Consider the following 17,850-nt stretch of genomic DNA (forward strand, 5'->3'; position numbering starts at 1 on the left):
CGCCTTCATGGGCCAGATTGCCATTGTGCGGCACAAGAGCTCCAAGTATCTGCGGTCCAGGAAAGCCGGATTGCACTCATCTCATTCAGTTGCGCTGTGGCAGCAGACTTGTCGTTCCCACTGACCCGGCATTCACGAGCTGTCGCTCAAGATACATAGGGACATACTCTCCACGCCGCCACAATCGACCAAGATCATCGTAAAAGCGGCTGAGAAAATGGCCCGACTGTCCGGTTGATGCTATGTATACTGAACTGTTTGGGTCAGAAAGATCATAGACCCCACGGAAAGTCGATCCAAAATCAGCCTGGAACGGGTCCTCGGATGCACCCGCAGAAAACCCAAGGAAAAGAGTGGTGTCGCCGCCTGAGAACGGAAGTCGAATGTTTGACATGAAACTGAAACCTCGAGACCAACTCAGGATAGGATGATCAAGTGCGGTTTGATGGGCAACTCCCCACCTCAAAGCACTTAAGTCGCCACTCCCATATGTTTCTTCGAGCCATAGCAATGCATCGTCTAACGCCAGACTAGCCATCTGATCACAGGTCTCGATTTCCTCGGATTGAACAACATCACACCATATTGCAGCGCCACCTACGTCGCGAAATACGCGTTCGAGAAAGCGTGTCTGAATGACAGGAAATCCCTCAGCCATTTTGCTCAATTCGTCGTTTATCAACCGTTGCTGGAGGGCGCGCATCCAAGCGGTATAGATCAGGGGTTCCGACATGTGCTCGTTCATGTCGCCGTTCCAATCTGCCAGCATTTGTAGAGCTTCTGCACGCTGCCGGGCAAGAGTTCCTTGGGGCGCGGGAGGTTCTGAAAACCACAAGTTCTTGGCGATGAGTGGCAATAGGCCCCTTGCGGCCGGACTGATAGTGTCTTGCTGATACTCAATGAAACCGTCCCGGGTGTGGACGTCGCGCGCCTCGAGGAGCCTCTCGAGGCGGCTTAACCTAAAATCCTTTGCGTCAGCCCTAACAATGTTGGGCGAGAGTACTTGTTGGCCAATGTTGCTATCATTTTGCCTTTGCATTCCTGGATCGTCCGCATTGCTTGGCTTCGCAACGCCTCGCGCGCGCCATTGGCTCTCCCATAACCATCCAGGAGCAGGCATGAACCCGCCAAAAACATTTCGAGGATCTCGACTTGGCAGTTCGCCTACAAACTGATTTGCGAGATTTTCCTCGTCTGCAATGATCATCGTCATAGCGGGTGCGATGAAGGATCTCATTGCCAAAAACCCCTGATCGATGGTTTTCGCAGTCATCAATCCCATGAGCGCACTTACTGAAGTGTCGTTTGCGGACAGGCCGGTCCATGCAAGAGAGGCAATGTGCCCTTCTGGAATGACCGACGATAAACCGAACAAGTCAGATTGAATGATCGGACCGTTTTCGCTTCGCTCCAAGCGAATAGTCACGGGCGCTTCGCCCCGAATGCGTATAACGGAGGGGCGCGAAACGATTGGCCGGGGTCCCGCCGGTGTCAGTACCTCACGAGAGCCTGTGTCGAGTAGCTTCTCAATAAAAAGATCCTGGTCGTCGATGTTTGATGTGGTTCCAGACCATGCCAGACTGCTGTTACGACCTGACAGTATGACCGGCAACCCAGGTATTGTCGCACCGATGACGCCACCGACTTGAAGCTCCAACCCAGCGAGGTACCAGAGCGAAGGTATGGCCAGCTGAGTGTCGAAAATACCGGCAACTACCGCGTTGCCTGAAACGGTTCGGTTGCGGGTGGCAGCCCAGGCAAGCATCGACGAATTGAGATTGGGACTTCTAAGAGGCGACAATCTGCTCAGTTCAGCGGGTTCAAATCGAATGGCGCCGAGACGAGCATTCGGAAACTGGTCAAAGTACCTTGGTATGTTGCGATCATCATTGGCAAATGACGCCGGGAGAAGATCAGAAACGCGTGCGGGGGGAATGAGCATAGAGAGGCGAGCCCTCAAAACCTCTTCTTGGAATTGACCCGAGCTCTGTAACGCAAAAAGCTTGAGAATTGCGATGCTGTCCTCTGGTCTCCATGGCGCGATGGAGCTTTCAAACAGAAAGAATTCTGGTGCACCTCGCCCCAACGCACCTTTGTTGATTTCCTCAATCCACGCATTCACCCCTTCCGCATAGGCGTTGAGAGCTTCACGCGTTTTGTCGTCCTGGGCGGAAAGCGAAGAACGAGCGGCCTCGGCCAGATCAAGTCTGCGCATGAAATCGTCATAGGCCAAAGTGCTTCGCCCGAAGAGTTCAGATAAGCGTCCTTGGGCAATTCTTCTCAGAAGGGTCATTTGCCACAGCCTGTCTTGCGCGTGAGCGACTCCAAGCCCAAAAAAGACATCGGGGTCGTTCGTTCCAAAAATGTGTGGAACTGCGTAAGCGTCTCTCACGATATCGACCGGTGCCGATAGACCCTCAACATTGAAACTTGCCGTGTAGTCTGGAATTGATCGAGTCATCAGCCAAATCGCCAACACGATCGCAACTATTGTTATGATTGCTGCGGCGATGAACCCTCTAAGCAAAAGTCGGAATAGACGTCTCATCCGTACCATGTCCGCTGACGGTAGCTTCGCAGAACATTCTTCGTTTCAGTAAAGCGTGTACGGAAACAGGTCGACCTCCAGTCCTTTTTATACGCGAGGTCACAGCTCCGTCTTGAAGATCGGGCGTCGGCTGGCGAATTCAAAATGGCGATTACCTTCGGTTTCGGTCGTTCCATCGCTTGCAGATCCAAACGACGCAAAACAGAGCCAAAATTACGGCGAATACAAAAGCCGCCCATGTGATGCCAATAGTGAATATGGTTGTCGTCCCGTAGCTGTCACCTTGCATCGACTTCTGCCTCCAAGAAAGAGGTAGAGCAACGTCGATCCACGGCAGTTTCTATCATGAACCCTTGGCTGTTTCGCAGTGCATACGATCTTTGGAATACACTTGAGATTGGCGGCCAAGTCGCCCGCTGCTATCACGGGACAATCAGTGAACTAAAAAAGTCTGACTTGGGTGCCGACTTCCGCCAGATCGAACAACTCTGCGATATGCTCGTTGTACAGCCCAATGCACCCATTGGAAGACTGACGCCCGATCTTGCGTGTGTCGCCGGTCCCGTGGACACGGTAATATTGCCAGGAAAGATAGAGCGCGTGTGTGCCGAGAGGGTTGTCCGGGCCCGGTGGCCAGTAGTCAGGCCATTCAGGATTACGCTCCTTCATCGAAGGTGTCGGTCTCCAACTCGGACCTTCCACTTTTTGAACGACCCTTGTGTATCCCCGCCGGGTCAGCTCTTCTGATTGAGGCACGCTCGACGGGTAGAGCTTGTAAATACTTTCGTCCTCAGACCAGAACTGAACGGCTCTTGAATTGATGTCGCAGAGGATCGCCCCATGCTCGAGATTGTCAAAGTGGTCTTGCCATGGCTGAGCGCTGAAGGACGAGATATTCCTGCGTACCGCCGTTCCGGTCGGTTGCTCCACAGACTGGGCCTTTACCAAGGCCGGAAGTCCGATGACGGCGGCGGCGGTTGTTGACAGAAACTGCCTGCGGTTTTTAATTATTCTGCTCACAGCTTTCCTCCATTTTTTTTTGAATCGTAAGACCTCTAGTAGCTAGAGGGTCAAGCGATCCGGGAATGACATTTTTGTGAAGCGATTTAGAGAAAGCGACGGGTTGAAGCCCGATACTCTTCAAATTCAGAACCGTACATTTCCTTTAGCCACGACTCTTCTGCGAATGGCGCGGCTATCAGAACAAGGATGGCGGCTGTTCCTACAGTGAGCGCCGAGGGTGAAGATGTAAGGATCATCCACCCACCGACAATTGCCATATCGGCCATGTACTGAGGGTTTCGAGAGTAGCGATACATGCCGGTAGTCCTCAACTTGCCTTTAGCTCCGCCAGTTTGCGCTAACCCGAAATGAGCGACTTCAGTCCAGACGACAAAATTGCCAAACAGAATGAGAGGTATCCCGACCCCGAACCGGAGCCAGTTGGGAAGCACCAAAATGCCCCACCCCAAGACGCCAAGCAAAATAAGTACGCCAAACAACGAAAACGTTGGCACCCAGACCAAAATTGGCGTGATCGCCGTGTAGCGTTGGGGCGGCCAGATACGACGCTTTGGGAAAACAATTGACCAAAGGATCGAAGCCAGTGTTGCTGCAGCGATTCCCAGACCAGAAAGAATAAGCGTAGTTTCCATCATGCTTTTGTCTGCTCGTGCCCATAGAGTCGTGCGCTCTCATGAGCATTCTCCAAGTCTTCCAATTCGAGCGTGGAGTGCTGGATGCCGAACTCTTCGGTGAGGCGCGCTTTCACGGCAGCCTTGAGCCCTTCGCCGGATGCGCCATCAATGGTCACGACATGGCAGTCCAATGCCGTTTCGTTTTCTTGCATCTGCCACAGATGAACGTGGTGGACATCATGGACCCCGTCGACCTCCCTGATTGCAGCAACAACGGCATCATTGTCGATGTCGGGCGGGCTTCCGAGCATCAGGATGCGGATAGGCCCCCCGATTTCAGTCACGGCGAGATAAAGAATGTAGAGCGCAATGCCGATGGTGATCGCCGGATCGACCCACCACATATCATAGAGCAAGATGAGCGAGCCGCCGATGATCACGGCAACAGAAGCCAACGCGTCCGACAGGTTGTGCAGGAAGAGCGCCCGGATGTTGACGCTGCCCTTTTGCATCGAATACGTCAGCAGCGCTGTCAGTGTGTCGACAACCAGCGCCACCGAGCCCAGGATCACCACGGTCCAACCGGCGACTTCGGTCGGTTCGATGAGCCGCATCCCGCCCTCGTAGATCAGATAGACGCCGACGAGGATGAGGGTGGTGTAGTTGATCAAGGCGGCCACAACTTCGATCCGGCCATAGCCGAAGGTCATGCGCTCGTCGGCCGGGCGTCTCGCGATCTTTCGTGCCGCGAAGGCGATCACCAAGGATGCCATGTCCGAGAAATTGTGCAGCGCATCGGCAATGAGCGCGAGACTGCCGGACAAGATCCCACCGACAATCTGCGCAAGCGTCAGAAGAGCGTTGGCCCAGATCGCGATGGAGACACGGCGGTCGCCTGACGCAGGATCTATATGCGCGTGGCCGTGATCATGAGGCATGCCGGGATTCCTCGTGCTGATGATTGGGCAAAGCCAAGCCGGGGATTTGCGGCACTTTACCGGACCTGATCCGGCGCACGCGGGCATTCATCCAATGGCGGATGATGTGGCGGTACAACAAGCCCTTTACGAAGCTGAACGATTGCCCATGGTTCGCGTAAAAGTCGTCAGGCGCGTCGAAGGTGCCGAAGTCCTGAACAATACCAGTCTTCTGGATGTAGGTGTCGCCACCTGTCCACTCCACTGGCGGCGCCTGCAGGCAACCGGTCCCTGCCCCATAACCGCAGAGGCTGAGTGTATCGGAAAATGTGGATTGGAGTGCCGAGAGAAACTCTGCATCCAAAATGAACCCTTCGAGGTTTGCCCAACCCGTCTTGGTCTCCACCTCAACCCATGAGTGAATGATCTCTTCCGGGGCGATCGGATAAACGAGTTCAGGTACGACGCCCCGTTGCAGCTCTTTATGAATCGTGAAGCCGTGAAGGCGGCACCGTACACCGACTGCACGCAACAGGGCCATAAGAAGCGTGCCCTTGGTGTTGCATTGACCAAAACCGTCAGCGAGGACTTCGGCGGCCGAGATGTTGTCTGCGCGGTTGTACCCGAAGGCAATTTCATTGCGCACGAAATCATAAACGGCGCCGATCCGGTCATATGGCGAAAGAGTTTTCCATCCTTTGTCTTCAACCAGTCGTGCAATCGACGGATGGTCGAAATTAAGGATTGGGGTGGCTGCAACAAGCGGGTCACTGGCGGTCAACTGTCATCTCCTCGAATCGTCTGACGCAACATGTAATTGCTATAGTGACTGTAGGTTCAAGCTTAAATATTCTCGCGACGATTCCAACACGCTGTCACAAATCTGATGCGAAAAAGTAGCATTTTCGACCCAGACCCAACCCTCGTTACTGGAGCGAAAGAATGAAGACATTAACAGCGGTATCTGCCCTTGCTATCGCGGTATCAGGCATGGCGACAGCACAAGACCTGCCTCAGGCCGAAAACGAATGGTTCGTATCCGGACAGGAGCGTCTGGCCGAAGAACTGGCAAAGCAGCCCAATACTAACAGGGCTCTCAACATCATTTTGATGATCTCTGACGGCAACGGCGTTGGTACAAACTACGCATCGCGTCTGTTTGCAGGCCAGCAAGAGGGCGGCTTTGGTGATGAGTATGTTCAACCCCAGGAGGCCTTTCCAAACCTCGCTCTGGTCAAGACCTACAACGTCAACGCCCAGACACCGGACAGCGCTGGCACGGGCACGGCCATGATGGCCGGGATCAAAACCAAGGCAGGCATCATCGGTGTGAATGAAAACGTGAACCGCGGCGACTGTTCGACGCTGCCGGGCAATACCGTTTCCTCCATGAACGAACTTATGAGTGAGATGGGAAAAGAAACCGGCATTGTCTCCACAGCGCGCATCACACATGCGACACCGGCCTCGGCCTACGCAAAGACAGTGGACCGCAATTTCGAGGCGTCAGTGCCTGAAGGTTGCGACACCCAGACTGACATTGCGACGCAGCTGATCGAGGCCATGCGTTCCGGGATGATCGACGTCGCCATGGGCGGCGGCATGCGCAACTTTCATGGTGACGAAGGCGGGCGCCGCGAAGACGGGGTCAATCTGATGGACGTAGCCCAAAGCGAACTAGGCGCTCATTTGGCGACCGATCAGGCGTCTTTCGAAAACACCCCTTTGGATGGGACCCCGATCCTCGGGTTGTTTGAAAGCAGCCACATGATGTACGAAGCTGACCGCGAAGACGAACCCAGCCTGGCCGACATGACCGGTGCGGCCATCCAGGCGCTTCAGGCAAAATCGGGGGACAATGGCTTCTTTCTTCAGGTCGAAGCGGGTCGCGTGGACCATGCCAACCACGGCGGCAACCTTGCACGCGCGGTACGTGACCAAAAGGCGTTCTCCGACGCCGTCGCGATCGCTGATGAACTGACGGACGATGCCGACACCCTGATCATCGTGACGGCTGATCATGAACATGCGCTTGCCTTCAATGGTTATTGCGGGCGTGGGTCGGACATCCTTGGCCTGTGCATGGGCATCGACGGCGAAGGCGTGGCGCATACCGGAGAGCCCGAATTGGGAGCCGACAATAAGCCGTTCACCGTCGCCGGCTACCTGAACGGTGCGGGATCGGTTCTGACCGAACAAGCGGATGGTTCTTTCTTTGGTACGCGTCCGGCGCTCACCGAAGAGGCCGCGACAGACCTGGACTATTTGCAGCAGGCGGTGGTTCCCAAGTCCTCCGAAACCCATTCGGGTGAGGATGTCGCCGCCTATGCCAAAGGCCCGTGGGCACACCTTGTCGATGGCACAATTGAACAGAACATGATTTTTCACATCATGAACTATGCCGCGACGGCCGAATAATCTGATTTGGTCTGATCACGACATCCCCAAGAGTTCCGCTCTTGGGGATGTTTTGCTTTTTCGGATGAAGACCAGGGAGATCCGTCCTGGGCTTAGTTTTTCTCGGAAAGTTGAAAAGATGAGTTGATGTAACTAGCTGTTTGATGGAGTAGTTTTGTGTTATCTCGCATCATACTAGGGCTAAATGTGGTCACCACAGCGACTACGCACCAACTGCATTCTACAAACCATCTTGACTCATGCAGGCCGAGGATATCAGGTGCTCGGACTTGGTCCCAAAGCCGATTTGCGGCGGCGGGGTAAATGGGAACGCGGTAGGGACATCAAGTCCTGTCCTGATCCGAGACTGCCCACGCAACTGTGAGCGTTAGCTGCATTCCGAATACCACTGGAGAGATCCGGGAAGGTGGAAATTGCCGCGATGAAGCGCGAGTCAGGAAACCTGCCAGGTACACTGTGACGCCTCTAGGGAGGCATCTTGCACGATGGGTGCAGAAAGGACGAACTAATGCATATTGAACCTGGCGTCGTGGACGGCGCAAAACTCGTACTGGGAACCGCGACTGGCGTTGCCTCAGTTGGAATTGTCGCCAAGCTCGCTGTTGATCACGTGAAGCAGAACGGTAACATCTTAGCTTTGGTCGGACGCTCCGCTGCGGCAAGCGCGATGGTGCTCGGATTCTTTGAATTTCTGCCGCATCCACCTGTTGGAGTGTCAGAAGTACATTTGATACTTGGAACCACACTTTTCCTGATCCTCGGCACAGTTCCAACAGCTATTGGTCTGATCTTTGGTCTTGTCGCGCAAAGCTTCCTGTTTTCACCTTCCGACATTCCGCAGTTGGGAATGAACTTGACTACGCTCATTCTACCAGTTTTGGCGATGGCGGCATTGGCTCAACGAATTATACCGGCCGACACCCCTTACACTGAAGTAACCTATGGCCAAGCCGCGAAGCTATCTGCGGTGTTCCAAGGTGGAATTGTCGCATGGGTGGCATTCTGGGTATTCTACGGGCAAGGATTTACAGCAGAGACCTTAGCAAATGCAGGTGCATTCGCCTCAGTCTACATCATCGTTGTATTGCTTGAACCTATCATTGACCTTGGTGCTCTGGCTTTGGCAAAGACATTCCGGAGGTTCGAGAACACAGGCCTTCCGCACGCCCGGCTCTATCAACCTGCCTAAGGTAATTAGTAACCAAGTACGACTGACCATTGTGGTTTTACACACCGTTTTGGAATGCGAGCAATTGGCGCGACTATGCGCCGATTGCATCGTGGTCGGTCAGACACTCTGAGTGATCGCGCAAGACCTCGAGAACCTTGCAGTCCGCCGTATTGCCTCCGCTGCATTCGTGGATCATGCGCTTCAGCTCGGTGCGAAGCGCTTTCAGCCGATCCATCCTTAGTTCTACTTGTTTGAGTTGTCGCCGGGCGATGGAATCCGCCTCATGGCAGGAGCGGTCGGGATTGTCGCTGAGATCGAGAAGCTCGCGGATCGCTTCAAGGGGAAACCCCAACTGGCGTGCGTGCCGGATAAAGGACAAGCGGTCAACTTCCGCATCCCCGTAGCGCCGCTGCCCGCCTTCAGTGCGACCCGGTTCGGGCATCAACCCGATCTGTTCATAGTACCGGATGGTCTGAACTTTCGTTCCGGTTTTCTTTCCCAAACTTCCGATCGTGAGCATGAAACCTCCATATCTATAGTGGTGGTAGCTATAGCTATTGGCATGCGCAAGCCAGCACTGTAATCACAGGTCCGTGACAGGCTGCCGCAATGCCGAAAAACAACTTGAACCTCTAGGGGCTAGAACATTTAGAAAGCTCTAAAAATGGGCGGACTCGGGCGCAACACGACCAATGAGATTATCTGCGTTACAAAAAGTGCTTTGGGGACTCGCCGCGATCGCGATCGCGGGGTTCGTCTGGCTGCAAGTCTCGACCAGAAATGAACAGCGCGCTGATGATCCTGCGTTCCGGGCTGATTTCGAACTGACCGATCATCAAGGCATGGTGCAGACGGACGAAGACCTCGCCGGGCGCTGGATGCTCGTGTTCTTCGGCTTTGCGAATTGCCCCGATGTGTGCCCCACGACCCTGGCCGAGGTTGCCGCTGTCATGGATGCGCTCGGCTCCGATGCCGCCAAAGTCCAGCCGCTCTTTATCTCGATTGACCCCGAACGCGACACGCCTGAACAACTCGCGGAATTTGTACCGGCATTTGATGCCAATATCATCGGTCTCACCGGCACGGCAGATCAGATCAAGCGAACATCGGAAACCTTCCGCGTGTACTTTGAGAAGATCGAGGAGGCGGCTTCGCCCGACGGATACACGATGGGGCATTCGTCTCAGCTGTTCCTCTTTGATCCGCAAGGCGGATATGTGGGGGCCTGGACATATGGCACGCCGGCAGAGGAGATCCTTGCCGATCTGAAGGCGCGGATGTCGCTATGAGCCGGTTGATGGCAAAAGAGACGGCTTTGGCCGCCGCGTGGATCGTCGCTTTGGGAAGTTCCTTGGCCGTGCTCTATATCGGTGAGGTTCTGGGGCAGGCTCCGTGCAGTCTGTGCTGGTTTCAGCGTGCGTTTATGTTCCCTCTGGCCGTCGTGTTGGGCCTCGGTCTCTGGTGGGAGGATCAACGGGTCGGTCGCTACGGCGTTGCGCTCGCCCTCGGTGGCGCTGCCATCGCGCTTTGGCATCTTGGTCTCTATACTGGAGTTTTGCCCGAGCCGATCCAACCCTGCACGGCGACTGGCCCATCCTGCACCGGCGACAATCAGCTGTTTCTTGGAATCCCTATCCCGCTCTTGGCGCTGATTGCCTTTGCGTTTATCGGCTTCTTGTCATTTTTCTCCCTGAAGGAGCCCCGTCCATGAAAAACAAATCCATCGTTCTGTCGGTCTTACTTGTCGGCCTTGCAGTCTTTGCCGCCGCCGTTTGGTATCAGTCCCGCCCTGCCCCGGTCGCTCAGGTTGATCCGGTCCAACCCGAAATCGCCGAAGCACTCATGCGTCCCTACTCACCCATCATGGGACCAGAAGACGCGCCGGTTACAATTGTGGAGTTCTTCGATCCCGCTTGCGAAGCTTGCCGTGCTTTCTATCCGATCATAAAGGACATCATGGCGGAACACGGCGATCAGGTCCGCGTCGTATTGCGATACACCCCATTTCATGGCGCTGCATCGGAAGAGGCGATCCGGGTGATGGAAGCGGCGCGCATGCAGAACGTATATATTCCGGTCAAAGAAGCGATCCTCGAATTTCAGCCACGATGGGCATCCCACGGTGAACCAGCGCCGGGATTGATCCTTGGCATTGCAGAGCAGGCCGGTCTGGACGTAGAAGCCGCACAAAACCAGATGAAAGCGCCCCAGACGCTCGCAATCCTTAATCAGGATCGTGCGGATGTGGAGACAATGGGCGTGCGTCAGACACCAACGTTCTATGTGAATGGCAAACCGCTTGACCCGTTCGGAGCCGACGAGCTGCGCGCCTTGGTTGCGGCCGAAGTCGCGGCGGCCGGGTCGTGATCAAAAGACTGACTTTAGGAGCAAACCTGTGAACTCAACCGTTGCAGCCATCGCACTTGCATTCAGTGCGATTGTCGGATTACCGACCACCTCTTCTGCTGGCTCTGAGGATATTGTCGTTGACGACGCATGGGCCCGCGCGTCCATCGGCATCAACCGTCCAAGTGCGGCCTACATGACACTGCGCAATACCGGCACCGATCCAGTGACATTGGTGGGGCTGGAAACGCCGCTCGCCATGATGCCTGACATTCATGAGACCAAGACGGACGCCAATGGTGTGAGTTCCATGGGCCCAGTCGGTGAAATCACCATCCCAGCGGGCGAAAGTGTTTCGCTGGAACCAGGTGGCATGCATGCCATGCTGATGCGGTTGCAAACCAAGATGGTGGAAGGCGAGACCTTTCCGCTGACATTGACCTTTGCCGATGGCGGGACGCTGACCGTTGATGTGCCCATTCTTGGCATTGCGGCACGTGGGCCGGAGGGCTGATGAGCCGAAGAACTCTCCTTGCTTATGGTGCCGCAATTGCCGGAGTGGCTGCGCTGGCGCTGTTCATCGGCTGGTGGCAGGTGGATGGTCCCGGCGCGCCTGAACCTGTAGCTCAGCGACCCTTGCCGCTCACCCAGATGGACTTTCAGATGACCGATCAAGGCGGTGAAACTGTCGGACCTGCGTCGCTTCTGGGCAATCCATCCATGGTGTTTTTTGGCTTCACATACTGCCCCGATGTGTGCCCCACCACATTGTCGGATATCTCTGGCTGGCTCGACGACCTTGGAGATGATGTTGCGGACATGAACGTCGTGTTCATCACGGTCGATCCAAAACGCGACACTGTTGCGGATATGGCGGAATATGTCAGCTACTTCCATCCAGCCATCCAGGGTTGGAGGGGTTCACAGGATCAAACAATGCGGGCCGCAGAGGGATTTCGCGCGAGTTATGAAAAGGTCGCCACCGGTGGTGATGACTATACCATGAACCATACGGCGAGCGTCTTCATGTTCGATGCTGAGGGACAGTTTGCCGGCACAATCGATTATCATGAACCAAGAGAATTTGCGGTGCCGAAGATCCGCCGCGTCCTCGCAAGAACCGAAGAAGAAACATCATGAAGCTGAGATACCTCGTAGCAAGCATCGCCGGAACAAGCCTCGCCATTGCACTGGTGCTGGAATTCCAGACCGACTGGAGAAAGGCCCCCGTTCCGGAGGCGCTGGCAGCCGTGTCTGATTGGCAACCGTCACCAATGCGGATGCCCGCACCGCAGGATCAACTGCTTTCAATCTACTCGAACGAGACTTTTGAACCTGTGACAGTCGCATGGAGGGCAGAACCCCCTACTCTGCAATTTGCCACTGTCGCTTTGCTTGAAGTGAGGCCCCCGGTTGAAATCTGGTCAGCGACATTGTCCGTCGGCGAAACCCTAGATGCACTGCTCTCCAAGGCAGGTCTTTCTGCAATCGACCGCGCTGAGGTCGCGCTTGCCTTGGCTGCAGAATACGATCTGCGAAAACTGAAACCCGGATACGGCATTGATGTCGAAACGTCATTGTCGGGTACCCCACGCCGGGTCGCGCTTTCGGTGGACGAAGGCGTTCGGATTGAAGCCACGTTTACAGATGAGATTGCGACACGCAGGATTGTTCCCGAGCCAGACTTGGTTGTTCGCGCCGCTGATACCACCGTTCAGAATTCCATCTTTGCTACCCTTGCGTCAGCGGATGTCCCGGCACGCTTTGCTGTGGACTTGGCCGAGATGCTGGGTGGCACCGTGGATTTCCGCCGCGATTTGCAAGGGGGCGAACGACTGCAACTGATGTGGCGTGAAACGATGCTCGAGGATGAAGTGATTAGGCAACCCAGCCTGTCCTTTGTCGCGCTGACAATCGATGAGACGCTTTATGAAGTCGTCTGGCCCGACGACAACTCTGGCAACGCCACGATCTTCATTGACGGAGAACTGCTCAGGGTCTTTGCGCAGCCTGTGAAAGGCGCTCGGCTAAGCTCTGTTTATGGCAATCGCAGGCACCCTGTATTTGGGGACGTGCGCATGCATACCGGCGTCGATTTTGCAGCTCGCCATGGGACGCCTGTCTACGCGACAGCACCTGGCCGCATCTCGTTCATCGGGCAACGCCGCGGTTATGGCCGCGTCGTCGAGATCGCACATGGTTCAAACACCATGACCCGATACGCACATCTCAGCGACGTCCCGGAGGGACTGGGCGTTGGAGACAGAGTTGCCGCAGGTGACAATATTGGCAGTGTCGGCGCCACCGGGACAGCGACGGGTCCAAACCTGCACTACGAAGTGCGCGTAGACGGTCGCCCGACAGACCCGATGTCAGATGAAAGGCTTGCCGCGGCGGCAAGCCAAGTCGAGACCAACACCAGCGTTCTGGTCCGTCTTGAGACTGTTCGCGCGCAATTCACCGGTTTGCTTGACCAGAAAGTTGCCGCGGCGACTTCAGAAAGACTGTAGATCATGAGACTGCTCACACTCGCAACAGCACTATCATTCGGCTTCGCCGGTCAAGCATTTTCTGAACCCACACCCATAGACGTCAAAAAGACCAATGGCTGCGGGTGCTGCCTCGCCTGGATGGATCATCTTGAGGAGAACGGATTTGCGCCGAGTGGACAAGACATGTTTGCAGGGCTGCTTGTTCGTTTCAAACTCGACAGCGGTGTCCCCCAACGCATGGTGTCCTGCCATACAGGTCTTATCGACGGGTACGTAATCGAAGGTCATGTGCCAGCGGATGATATTCGCAGACTGCTTAGCGAAAGACCGGACGCTGTTGGTCTGGCTGTGCCAGGCATGCCGCTCGGCTCCCCCGGAATGGACCAAAGCCGCTGGCGTGAAGCCTATGACGTTTTTCTCATTAACAAAGACGGATCGACGGAAGTGTTTGCCAGCTATCCCGGCGATTGAGGGCTCGCACTATTCAATTCAAAGACGCCCATTCCCGCGTCACTTTTCGGTCCCTGAGCAGCGTGAAGGCCAGAGCATGAAACACACGATAACTCTTGGGCTGGTGAGCACACTCAGTGCCGTTGTCGTGGATCAAGCGAGCAAAATGGCCGTCGTCGCAAACGCTTCCATACTGAGCTCCGGTGTTTCCGTATTTCCTGGTTTCAATCTAGTCTACCATCGCAATGATGGCGTGACTTTTGGACTGTTGAACGGTGCTCCCTGGTGGGGGCTAGTATTACTGGCAACGGTTGTATGCCTATGGCTCATTGTCCTGATGCTCAGAACGAAAGAAGAGGGCGAGGCGGTGGCCTATGGCCTGATCATTGGCGGAGCCCTGGGGAACGTTAGTGATCGGATCAGAGTAGGCTCCGTTACCGATTTTCTCGACTTTTATGTTTGGGACCTGCATTGGCCAGCCTTCAACCTCGCAGACACCGCTATTTTTTGCGGCGTCGCCCTGCTGCTGACCTGGCCGGGGTTGAAGAAAACCCAAACCGAGCAATGACAGAAACCGTTGGAGAGAAGGCCGCATTCCGGAAGGTCGCCCTTGTGCTTCCGCTAGCTCATGCCGCAGCAATTGTTTGTCTTGGTGCGTTGACCGTCCTGACCCTTCCTCCTTTCTCATTTTTGATACTTGCTCCGGCGACCTATGGAGCCTTGTTTGTTATTTTGCGAGGGCTTCGCCCTTTTCGCGCTGCGGTCACTGGTTGGGCCTTTGGTCTGGGGTATTTCGCAGGTGGGATCTTTTGGATCGCTGAAAGCTTTTTTGTGGATGCGGATCGCTTTGGTCTGCTTGCCATACCTGCAGTCGCTGGGTTGAGCGCGCTGCTTGCGTTCTTTCCCGCACTGGCCTCTTTCGTGTTTGCTGTTCTGGCGCGGTCGCGCTTGTCTGAAGGTCTCGCCGGCCCTCTGCTCTTTGCAACATGCTGGACCGCCGCCGAATGGTTGCGGGGACATGTCCTGACTGGATTTCCCTGGAATTTGTCAGGTTATGCGCTCGTCGAATATGAACCGCTGCGGCAACCGGCAGCGTGGATTGGCAGCTACGGTCTCGGCTTTCTCTTTGTTTTTTTGGTTGTACTGCCAGCCCATCTGATTGCCAACCGCACCAATATTCGTCCAACGGGCATTGTCCTGACTCTTGGGTTTGCCGCAAGCCTTTGGGGTGCAGGGCAAACCCGTCTCTGGCTTGGCATAGAAGAGCCGACGAACATCACTGTTCGGATTGTTCAGGGAAACGTGCCGCAGCAAGACAAGTGGCGTCCGGAACTGCGAGAAGAAACCGTATCACGGTACATTGACCTGTCGAGTCAGGGCGACGTTCCCGATATCGTTTTGTGGCCTGAAACGGCCTATCCGGGGTTTCTGGACGAGGTTGAAGCAGATCGTCAGAGGATCATGCGCGCGCTCCCCCAATCAAGCATCCTCATGACCGGTGTGCCAGACCGGGTCGCGTCGGGCGCCAACACCCTCTACTTCAATACCGTCCAGGCATATGACACCAAGGGGCGCAGCCTTGGTGGCTATGCGAAACACAAACTGGTTCCTTTCGGCGAGTATGTTCCTTTTCGAGAGTGGTTACCGTTTGAGCGTCTGACCAAAAGTCTTGGAGATTTTACACCGGGCCCAGGGCCACGCACCTTAGCCTTGCCTGGAATACCTTTTGTTGGCATTGCGATCTGCTACGAGATCATTTTTCCGGGTCACGTGGTCGACGATGCCATTCGACCGGATTGGATATTCAATGCCACAAACGATGCATGGTTCGGAACATCGATCGGACCGGAGCAGCATATGGCGGCCGCACGGATGCGCGCCGTCGAAGAAGGCTTACCAGTGCTTCGCGCCGCGAACACTGGCATTTCCGCAGTCATTGATGCCAGAGGCCGCGTCTTGGCCAGTCTGGGCCTTGAACAGACGGGAGTCCTAGACCTACTTCTGCCCCCTGCCCTGCCACGTACACTTTATGCGCGCTTCGGTGACTGGACACTTTTGCCACTGGTTTTGGCATGTTGGTTTCTTTTTGTCGGCCTCCGCGTGATCCCGTCTCTCACAATGCGGTTTTTTAGCCACTTGGAAAGGAGGCTGACGTGATTGTAATCGTCATGACATTGTTAGGGGCGTTCTGGGGCGCATACCTCGCAAAAAAACGCAAAGGCAATCGACTTGATATTGCTCAACATGCGGCGAGCTGCGCAATCCTATTTTGTTTGATCGGATTGTTCGCCACGATCATGATCGCCCGGGCTCTAGGATAGTCTGGTCGTTGGGCGGCGTTGTGGACATGGACCATTTTGGAGCGCTTCTAGCAACCCTCGTAAGTTTGAGTGTGTTGGTCGTTCTTACAATACGCGGATATCCTATTTACAGTCGTTCGGTCAGGCCAAAGTCGCATGTGCGCCTCGGTCTTTTTTTGGCGGGTCTAGGCATAGCAGGTGGTGCTTTTTTTGGTCCCCTCCCTGATCTTGGTCATCAATACTTCTTCGTGCATCAAGCCGAACACTTGGTGGCAAGGCTGCTAGGACCGATGCTCATCGCCTTGTCGCAGCCGGGCGGTTGGTTAGCCGCCGGTCTTTCAAGAAGATGGCGGAGTCAGATCAACAGAGTTCTGTGCTCGCAGGTGGTGCGTGCAGTGCGAAGTCCAGTCCCAGCAACGTTTCTGCTCATCGCGTCACTCTATATTTGGCAGCTGCCCGGGGCCTATTCATCTGCCCAAGCCCGTGAGACACTAGAATTCGTCGCTCATTTCGGCATGGTTGCAGCTGGAATATCATACTTTTCAGCAGTATTCGGTCCCGGTAGCGTTGTCGGCGGCTGGCCCTATGGCGCGAGACTGATTACTGCATTCGTGGTCATTGTATCGAACATACTTCTTGGCGCACTAATCACTTTGAAAGAGGTCTCTTTGTACAGCGGCGCACCGATGTCATTTTCGGCTGGCACGCGTTTCGGATTGTCGGACGAAACCACAGGTGGCTATATCATCTGGGTCCCCTCTTCCATGCTCATGATCGTCACGGTTCTGCTCATCATGAATGGATGGAACAAGTTTGAAGAGGTGCGATGGCAGCGTCGGCATGAACGGCGTGATTCCAATTCGGCCGTGCTGGAGTTTCCTGAAACAGCGTATGAGTTGAAACTCAAGACCGCCGGGCCCAATCGAAGGATGGGGCGAACCCTTGCGATCGGGTCCCTTTCGATGTTCGCGATTGTTCTGGCGACGGCGATAACCGTGCTGCAACTTTACTGAACACCGCGATTTGATGGCACAGCCTGTCTTTGGCCAAGGATCAACCGGGCCTCTTAATATGTTTCTCAAACGCCAACAGCGTCGCCTCGCTGACGTGGTGTTCGATGCCTTCGGCATCACGCTCGGCCGTTACTTCGTCAATCCCGAGGCTTTGCAGAAATGCGACCACGATCCTGTGGCGCCGGCGGCAGGCCTCAGCGAGAGCCTGGCCTCTTTCGGTCAGGAAAACCGAGCGATATTTTTCACGGCGCACCAGCCCTGCTTGCTTCAGGCGCGAGATGTTCTTGGTCACCGTCGGTGCTTTGACCCCCAGCCGTTCGGCAATGTCGACCGGTCGCGCCTCCCCATGGGCTTCAATCAACTCCGCGATCAGCTCCACATAATCTTCCGCCATCTCGCTTTCATGCGCATTGCGCACATGCGCGAACCCGTCGGCCTGGGCTTCGGGATCGCGGGAATCAGGCATGAAATCTTCACGCGACTGTGATGCACCGGGCGACATGACAGGACTTTGCCTGAAGGTTGATGGATTGACAACAAGTTGGCTTTGGGTAGATA

General features: G+C 55.2%; 19 protein-coding genes and 1 riboswitch. Of the genes, 12 read left to right on the plus strand and 7 right to left on the minus strand.

Annotation, left to right across the window (positions count from 1 at the left end; all coding sequences use genetic code 11):
• Nucleotides 1–85: 85 nt before the first annotated feature.
• The 5 genes from AB4X18_RS00535 to AB4X18_RS00555 form a co-directional block, all read right to left on the minus strand.
• Complete coding sequence (locus AB4X18_RS00535; protein ID WP_432816586.1) at nucleotides 86–2,548, minus strand: penicillin acylase family protein; 2,463 nt, start codon at nucleotides 2,546–2,548, stop codon at nucleotides 86–88.
• A gap of 441 nt (nucleotides 2,549–2,989) precedes the next feature.
• Nucleotides 2,990–3,511: a L,D-transpeptidase gene (locus AB4X18_RS00540; RefSeq protein ID WP_370399028.1), complete on the minus strand. Its 522-nt coding sequence runs from the start codon at nucleotides 3,509–3,511 to the stop codon at nucleotides 2,990–2,992.
• A 143-nt stretch (nucleotides 3,512–3,654) separates the two neighbouring features.
• On the minus strand, nucleotides 3,655–4,206 hold the full coding sequence (locus AB4X18_RS00545) for a methyltransferase family protein (RefSeq protein WP_370398982.1): 552 nt from the start codon (nucleotides 4,204–4,206) through the stop codon (nucleotides 3,655–3,657).
• Nucleotides 4,203–5,123, minus strand: a complete 921-nt coding sequence (locus AB4X18_RS00550) for a cation diffusion facilitator family transporter (RefSeq protein WP_058314119.1) — start codon at nucleotides 5,121–5,123, stop codon at nucleotides 4,203–4,205. Before AB4X18_RS00550 ends, AB4X18_RS00545 begins: the two co-directional genes overlap by 4 nt.
• The gene (locus AB4X18_RS00555; RefSeq protein WP_370398983.1) at nucleotides 5,113–5,883 is read right to left on the minus strand and encodes a transglutaminase-like domain-containing protein; all 771 of its coding nucleotides are present in this window, start codon (nucleotides 5,881–5,883) and stop codon (nucleotides 5,113–5,115) included. Before AB4X18_RS00555 ends, AB4X18_RS00550 begins: the two co-directional genes overlap by 11 nt.
• Nucleotides 5,884–6,044: 161 nt before the next feature.
• Here AB4X18_RS00555 and AB4X18_RS00560 point away from each other — a divergent pair, with 161 nt between their 5' ends.
• On the plus strand, nucleotides 6,045–7,520 hold the full coding sequence (locus AB4X18_RS00560; protein ID WP_058314121.1) for an alkaline phosphatase: 1,476 nt from the start codon (nucleotides 6,045–6,047) through the stop codon (nucleotides 7,518–7,520).
• A 253-nt stretch (nucleotides 7,521–7,773) separates the two neighbouring features.
• A riboswitch (cobalamin riboswitch) is annotated at nucleotides 7,774–7,984 on the plus strand.
• Nucleotides 7,985–8,028: 44 nt separating this feature from the next.
• Entirely contained in the window at nucleotides 8,029–8,709 is a 681-nt protein-coding gene (locus AB4X18_RS00565) for an energy-coupling factor ABC transporter permease (RefSeq protein ID WP_058314122.1), read from the plus strand.
• Between the two features lie 73 nt (nucleotides 8,710–8,782).
• Here the strand turns inward: AB4X18_RS00565 and AB4X18_RS00570 are convergent, their stop codons facing one another.
• Complete coding sequence (locus AB4X18_RS00570; protein WP_058314123.1) at nucleotides 8,783–9,211, minus strand: MerR family transcriptional regulator; 429 nt, start codon at nucleotides 9,209–9,211, stop codon at nucleotides 8,783–8,785.
• Nucleotides 9,212–9,383: 172 nt separating this feature from the next.
• On the opposite strand from AB4X18_RS00570, the gene AB4X18_RS00575 reads away from it, so the two are divergent.
• From AB4X18_RS00575 to AB4X18_RS00620, 10 genes are all read left to right on the plus strand, one after another.
• Nucleotides 9,384–9,980, plus strand: coding sequence for an SCO family protein (locus AB4X18_RS00575; RefSeq protein ID WP_058314124.1), 597 nt, complete (start codon nucleotides 9,384–9,386; stop codon nucleotides 9,978–9,980).
• The gene (locus AB4X18_RS00580) at nucleotides 9,977–10,402 is read left to right on the plus strand and encodes a disulfide bond formation protein B (protein ID WP_058314125.1); all 426 of its coding nucleotides are present in this window, start codon (nucleotides 9,977–9,979) and stop codon (nucleotides 10,400–10,402) included. Before AB4X18_RS00575 ends, AB4X18_RS00580 begins: the two co-directional genes overlap by 4 nt.
• On the plus strand, nucleotides 10,399–11,058 hold the full coding sequence (locus tag AB4X18_RS00585) for a DsbA family protein (RefSeq protein WP_058314126.1): 660 nt from the start codon (nucleotides 10,399–10,401) through the stop codon (nucleotides 11,056–11,058). Before AB4X18_RS00580 ends, AB4X18_RS00585 begins: the two co-directional genes overlap by 4 nt.
• Before the next feature lie 49 nt (nucleotides 11,059–11,107).
• Nucleotides 11,108–11,551: a copper chaperone PCu(A)C gene (locus AB4X18_RS00590; RefSeq protein ID WP_370399020.1), complete on the plus strand. Its 444-nt coding sequence runs from the start codon at nucleotides 11,108–11,110 to the stop codon at nucleotides 11,549–11,551.
• Nucleotides 11,551–12,177 carry an SCO family protein gene (locus AB4X18_RS00595; RefSeq protein ID WP_432816587.1) on the plus strand — a complete coding sequence of 209 codons (627 nt, stop codon included), beginning with the start codon at nucleotides 11,551–11,553 and terminating at the stop codon, nucleotides 12,175–12,177. The genes AB4X18_RS00590 and AB4X18_RS00595 overlap by 1 nt, the downstream gene beginning before the upstream one ends.
• Nucleotides 12,174–13,547, plus strand: coding sequence for a M23 family metallopeptidase (locus tag AB4X18_RS00600; RefSeq protein WP_370398985.1), 1,374 nt, complete (start codon nucleotides 12,174–12,176; stop codon nucleotides 13,545–13,547). Before AB4X18_RS00595 ends, AB4X18_RS00600 begins: the two co-directional genes overlap by 4 nt.
• A 3-nt stretch (nucleotides 13,548–13,550) precedes the next feature.
• Nucleotides 13,551–14,000: a DUF411 domain-containing protein gene (locus tag AB4X18_RS00605; protein WP_370398986.1), complete on the plus strand. Its 450-nt coding sequence runs from the start codon at nucleotides 13,551–13,553 to the stop codon at nucleotides 13,998–14,000.
• A gap of 76 nt (nucleotides 14,001–14,076) precedes the next feature.
• Entirely contained in the window at nucleotides 14,077–14,547 is a 471-nt protein-coding gene (gene lspA / locus AB4X18_RS00610; protein ID WP_370398987.1) for a signal peptidase II, read from the plus strand.
• Nucleotides 14,544–16,136 carry an apolipoprotein N-acyltransferase gene (lnt, locus tag AB4X18_RS00615; RefSeq protein ID WP_432816588.1) on the plus strand — a complete coding sequence of 531 codons (1,593 nt, stop codon included), beginning with the start codon at nucleotides 14,544–14,546 and terminating at the stop codon, nucleotides 16,134–16,136. The genes lspA and lnt overlap by 4 nt, the downstream gene beginning before the upstream one ends.
• 190 nt (nucleotides 16,137–16,326) lie before the next feature.
• Nucleotides 16,327–17,292, plus strand: a complete 966-nt coding sequence (locus AB4X18_RS00620; protein WP_058314133.1) for a cytochrome c oxidase assembly protein — start codon at nucleotides 16,327–16,329, stop codon at nucleotides 17,290–17,292.
• Between the two features lie 40 nt (nucleotides 17,293–17,332).
• Here AB4X18_RS00620 and mntR read toward each other — a convergent pair whose 3' ends face one another.
• A complete protein-coding gene (gene mntR / locus AB4X18_RS00625) occupies nucleotides 17,333–17,794 on the minus strand; it encodes a manganese-binding transcriptional regulator MntR (RefSeq protein WP_370398989.1) in 462 nt (153 codons plus the stop codon).
• Between the last annotated feature and the right edge of the window lie 56 nt (nucleotides 17,795–17,850).

The sequence above is a fragment of the Sulfitobacter rhodophyticola genome, assembly GCF_041281685.2.
Taxonomy (GTDB): Bacteria; Pseudomonadota; Alphaproteobacteria; order Rhodobacterales; family Rhodobacteraceae; genus Sulfitobacter.

Bases quoted from the DNA above. Each gene is read 5' to 3' on its own strand.
- AB4X18_RS00535 (WP_432816586.1), bottom strand. From the start codon at position 2,548: ATGAGACGTCTATTCCGACTTTTGCTTAGAGGGTTCATCGCCGCAGCA.
- AB4X18_RS00545 (WP_370398982.1), bottom strand. From the start codon at position 4,206: ATGATGGAAACTACGCTTATTCTTTCTGGTCTGGGAATCGCTGCAGCA.
- AB4X18_RS00550 (WP_058314119.1), bottom strand. From the start codon at position 5,123: ATGCCTCATGATCACGGCCACGCGCATATAGATCCTGCGTCAGGCGAC.
- AB4X18_RS00560 (WP_058314121.1), top strand. From the start codon at position 6,045: ATGAAGACATTAACAGCGGTATCTGCCCTTGCTATCGCGGTATCAGGC.
- AB4X18_RS00565 (WP_058314122.1), top strand. From the start codon at position 8,029: ATGCATATTGAACCTGGCGTCGTGGACGGCGCAAAACTCGTACTGGGA.
- AB4X18_RS00570 (WP_058314123.1), bottom strand. From the start codon at position 9,211: ATGCTCACGATCGGAAGTTTGGGAAAGAAAACCGGAACGAAAGTTCAG.
- AB4X18_RS00575 (WP_058314124.1), top strand. From the start codon at position 9,384: ATGAGATTATCTGCGTTACAAAAAGTGCTTTGGGGACTCGCCGCGATC.
- AB4X18_RS00580 (WP_058314125.1), top strand. From the start codon at position 9,977: ATGAGCCGGTTGATGGCAAAAGAGACGGCTTTGGCCGCCGCGTGGATC.
- AB4X18_RS00585 (WP_058314126.1), top strand. From the start codon at position 10,399: ATGAAAAACAAATCCATCGTTCTGTCGGTCTTACTTGTCGGCCTTGCA.
- AB4X18_RS00595 (WP_432816587.1), top strand. From the start codon at position 11,551: ATGAGCCGAAGAACTCTCCTTGCTTATGGTGCCGCAATTGCCGGAGTG.
- AB4X18_RS00600 (WP_370398985.1), top strand. From the start codon at position 12,174: ATGAAGCTGAGATACCTCGTAGCAAGCATCGCCGGAACAAGCCTCGCC.
- AB4X18_RS00605 (WP_370398986.1), top strand. From the start codon at position 13,551: ATGAGACTGCTCACACTCGCAACAGCACTATCATTCGGCTTCGCCGGT.
- lspA (WP_370398987.1), top strand. From the start codon at position 14,077: ATGAAACACACGATAACTCTTGGGCTGGTGAGCACACTCAGTGCCGTT.
- lnt (WP_432816588.1), top strand. From the start codon at position 14,544: ATGACAGAAACCGTTGGAGAGAAGGCCGCATTCCGGAAGGTCGCCCTT.
- AB4X18_RS00620 (WP_058314133.1), top strand. From the start codon at position 16,327: ATGGACCATTTTGGAGCGCTTCTAGCAACCCTCGTAAGTTTGAGTGTG.
- mntR (WP_370398989.1), bottom strand. From the start codon at position 17,794: ATGTCGCCCGGTGCATCACAGTCGCGTGAAGATTTCATGCCTGATTCC.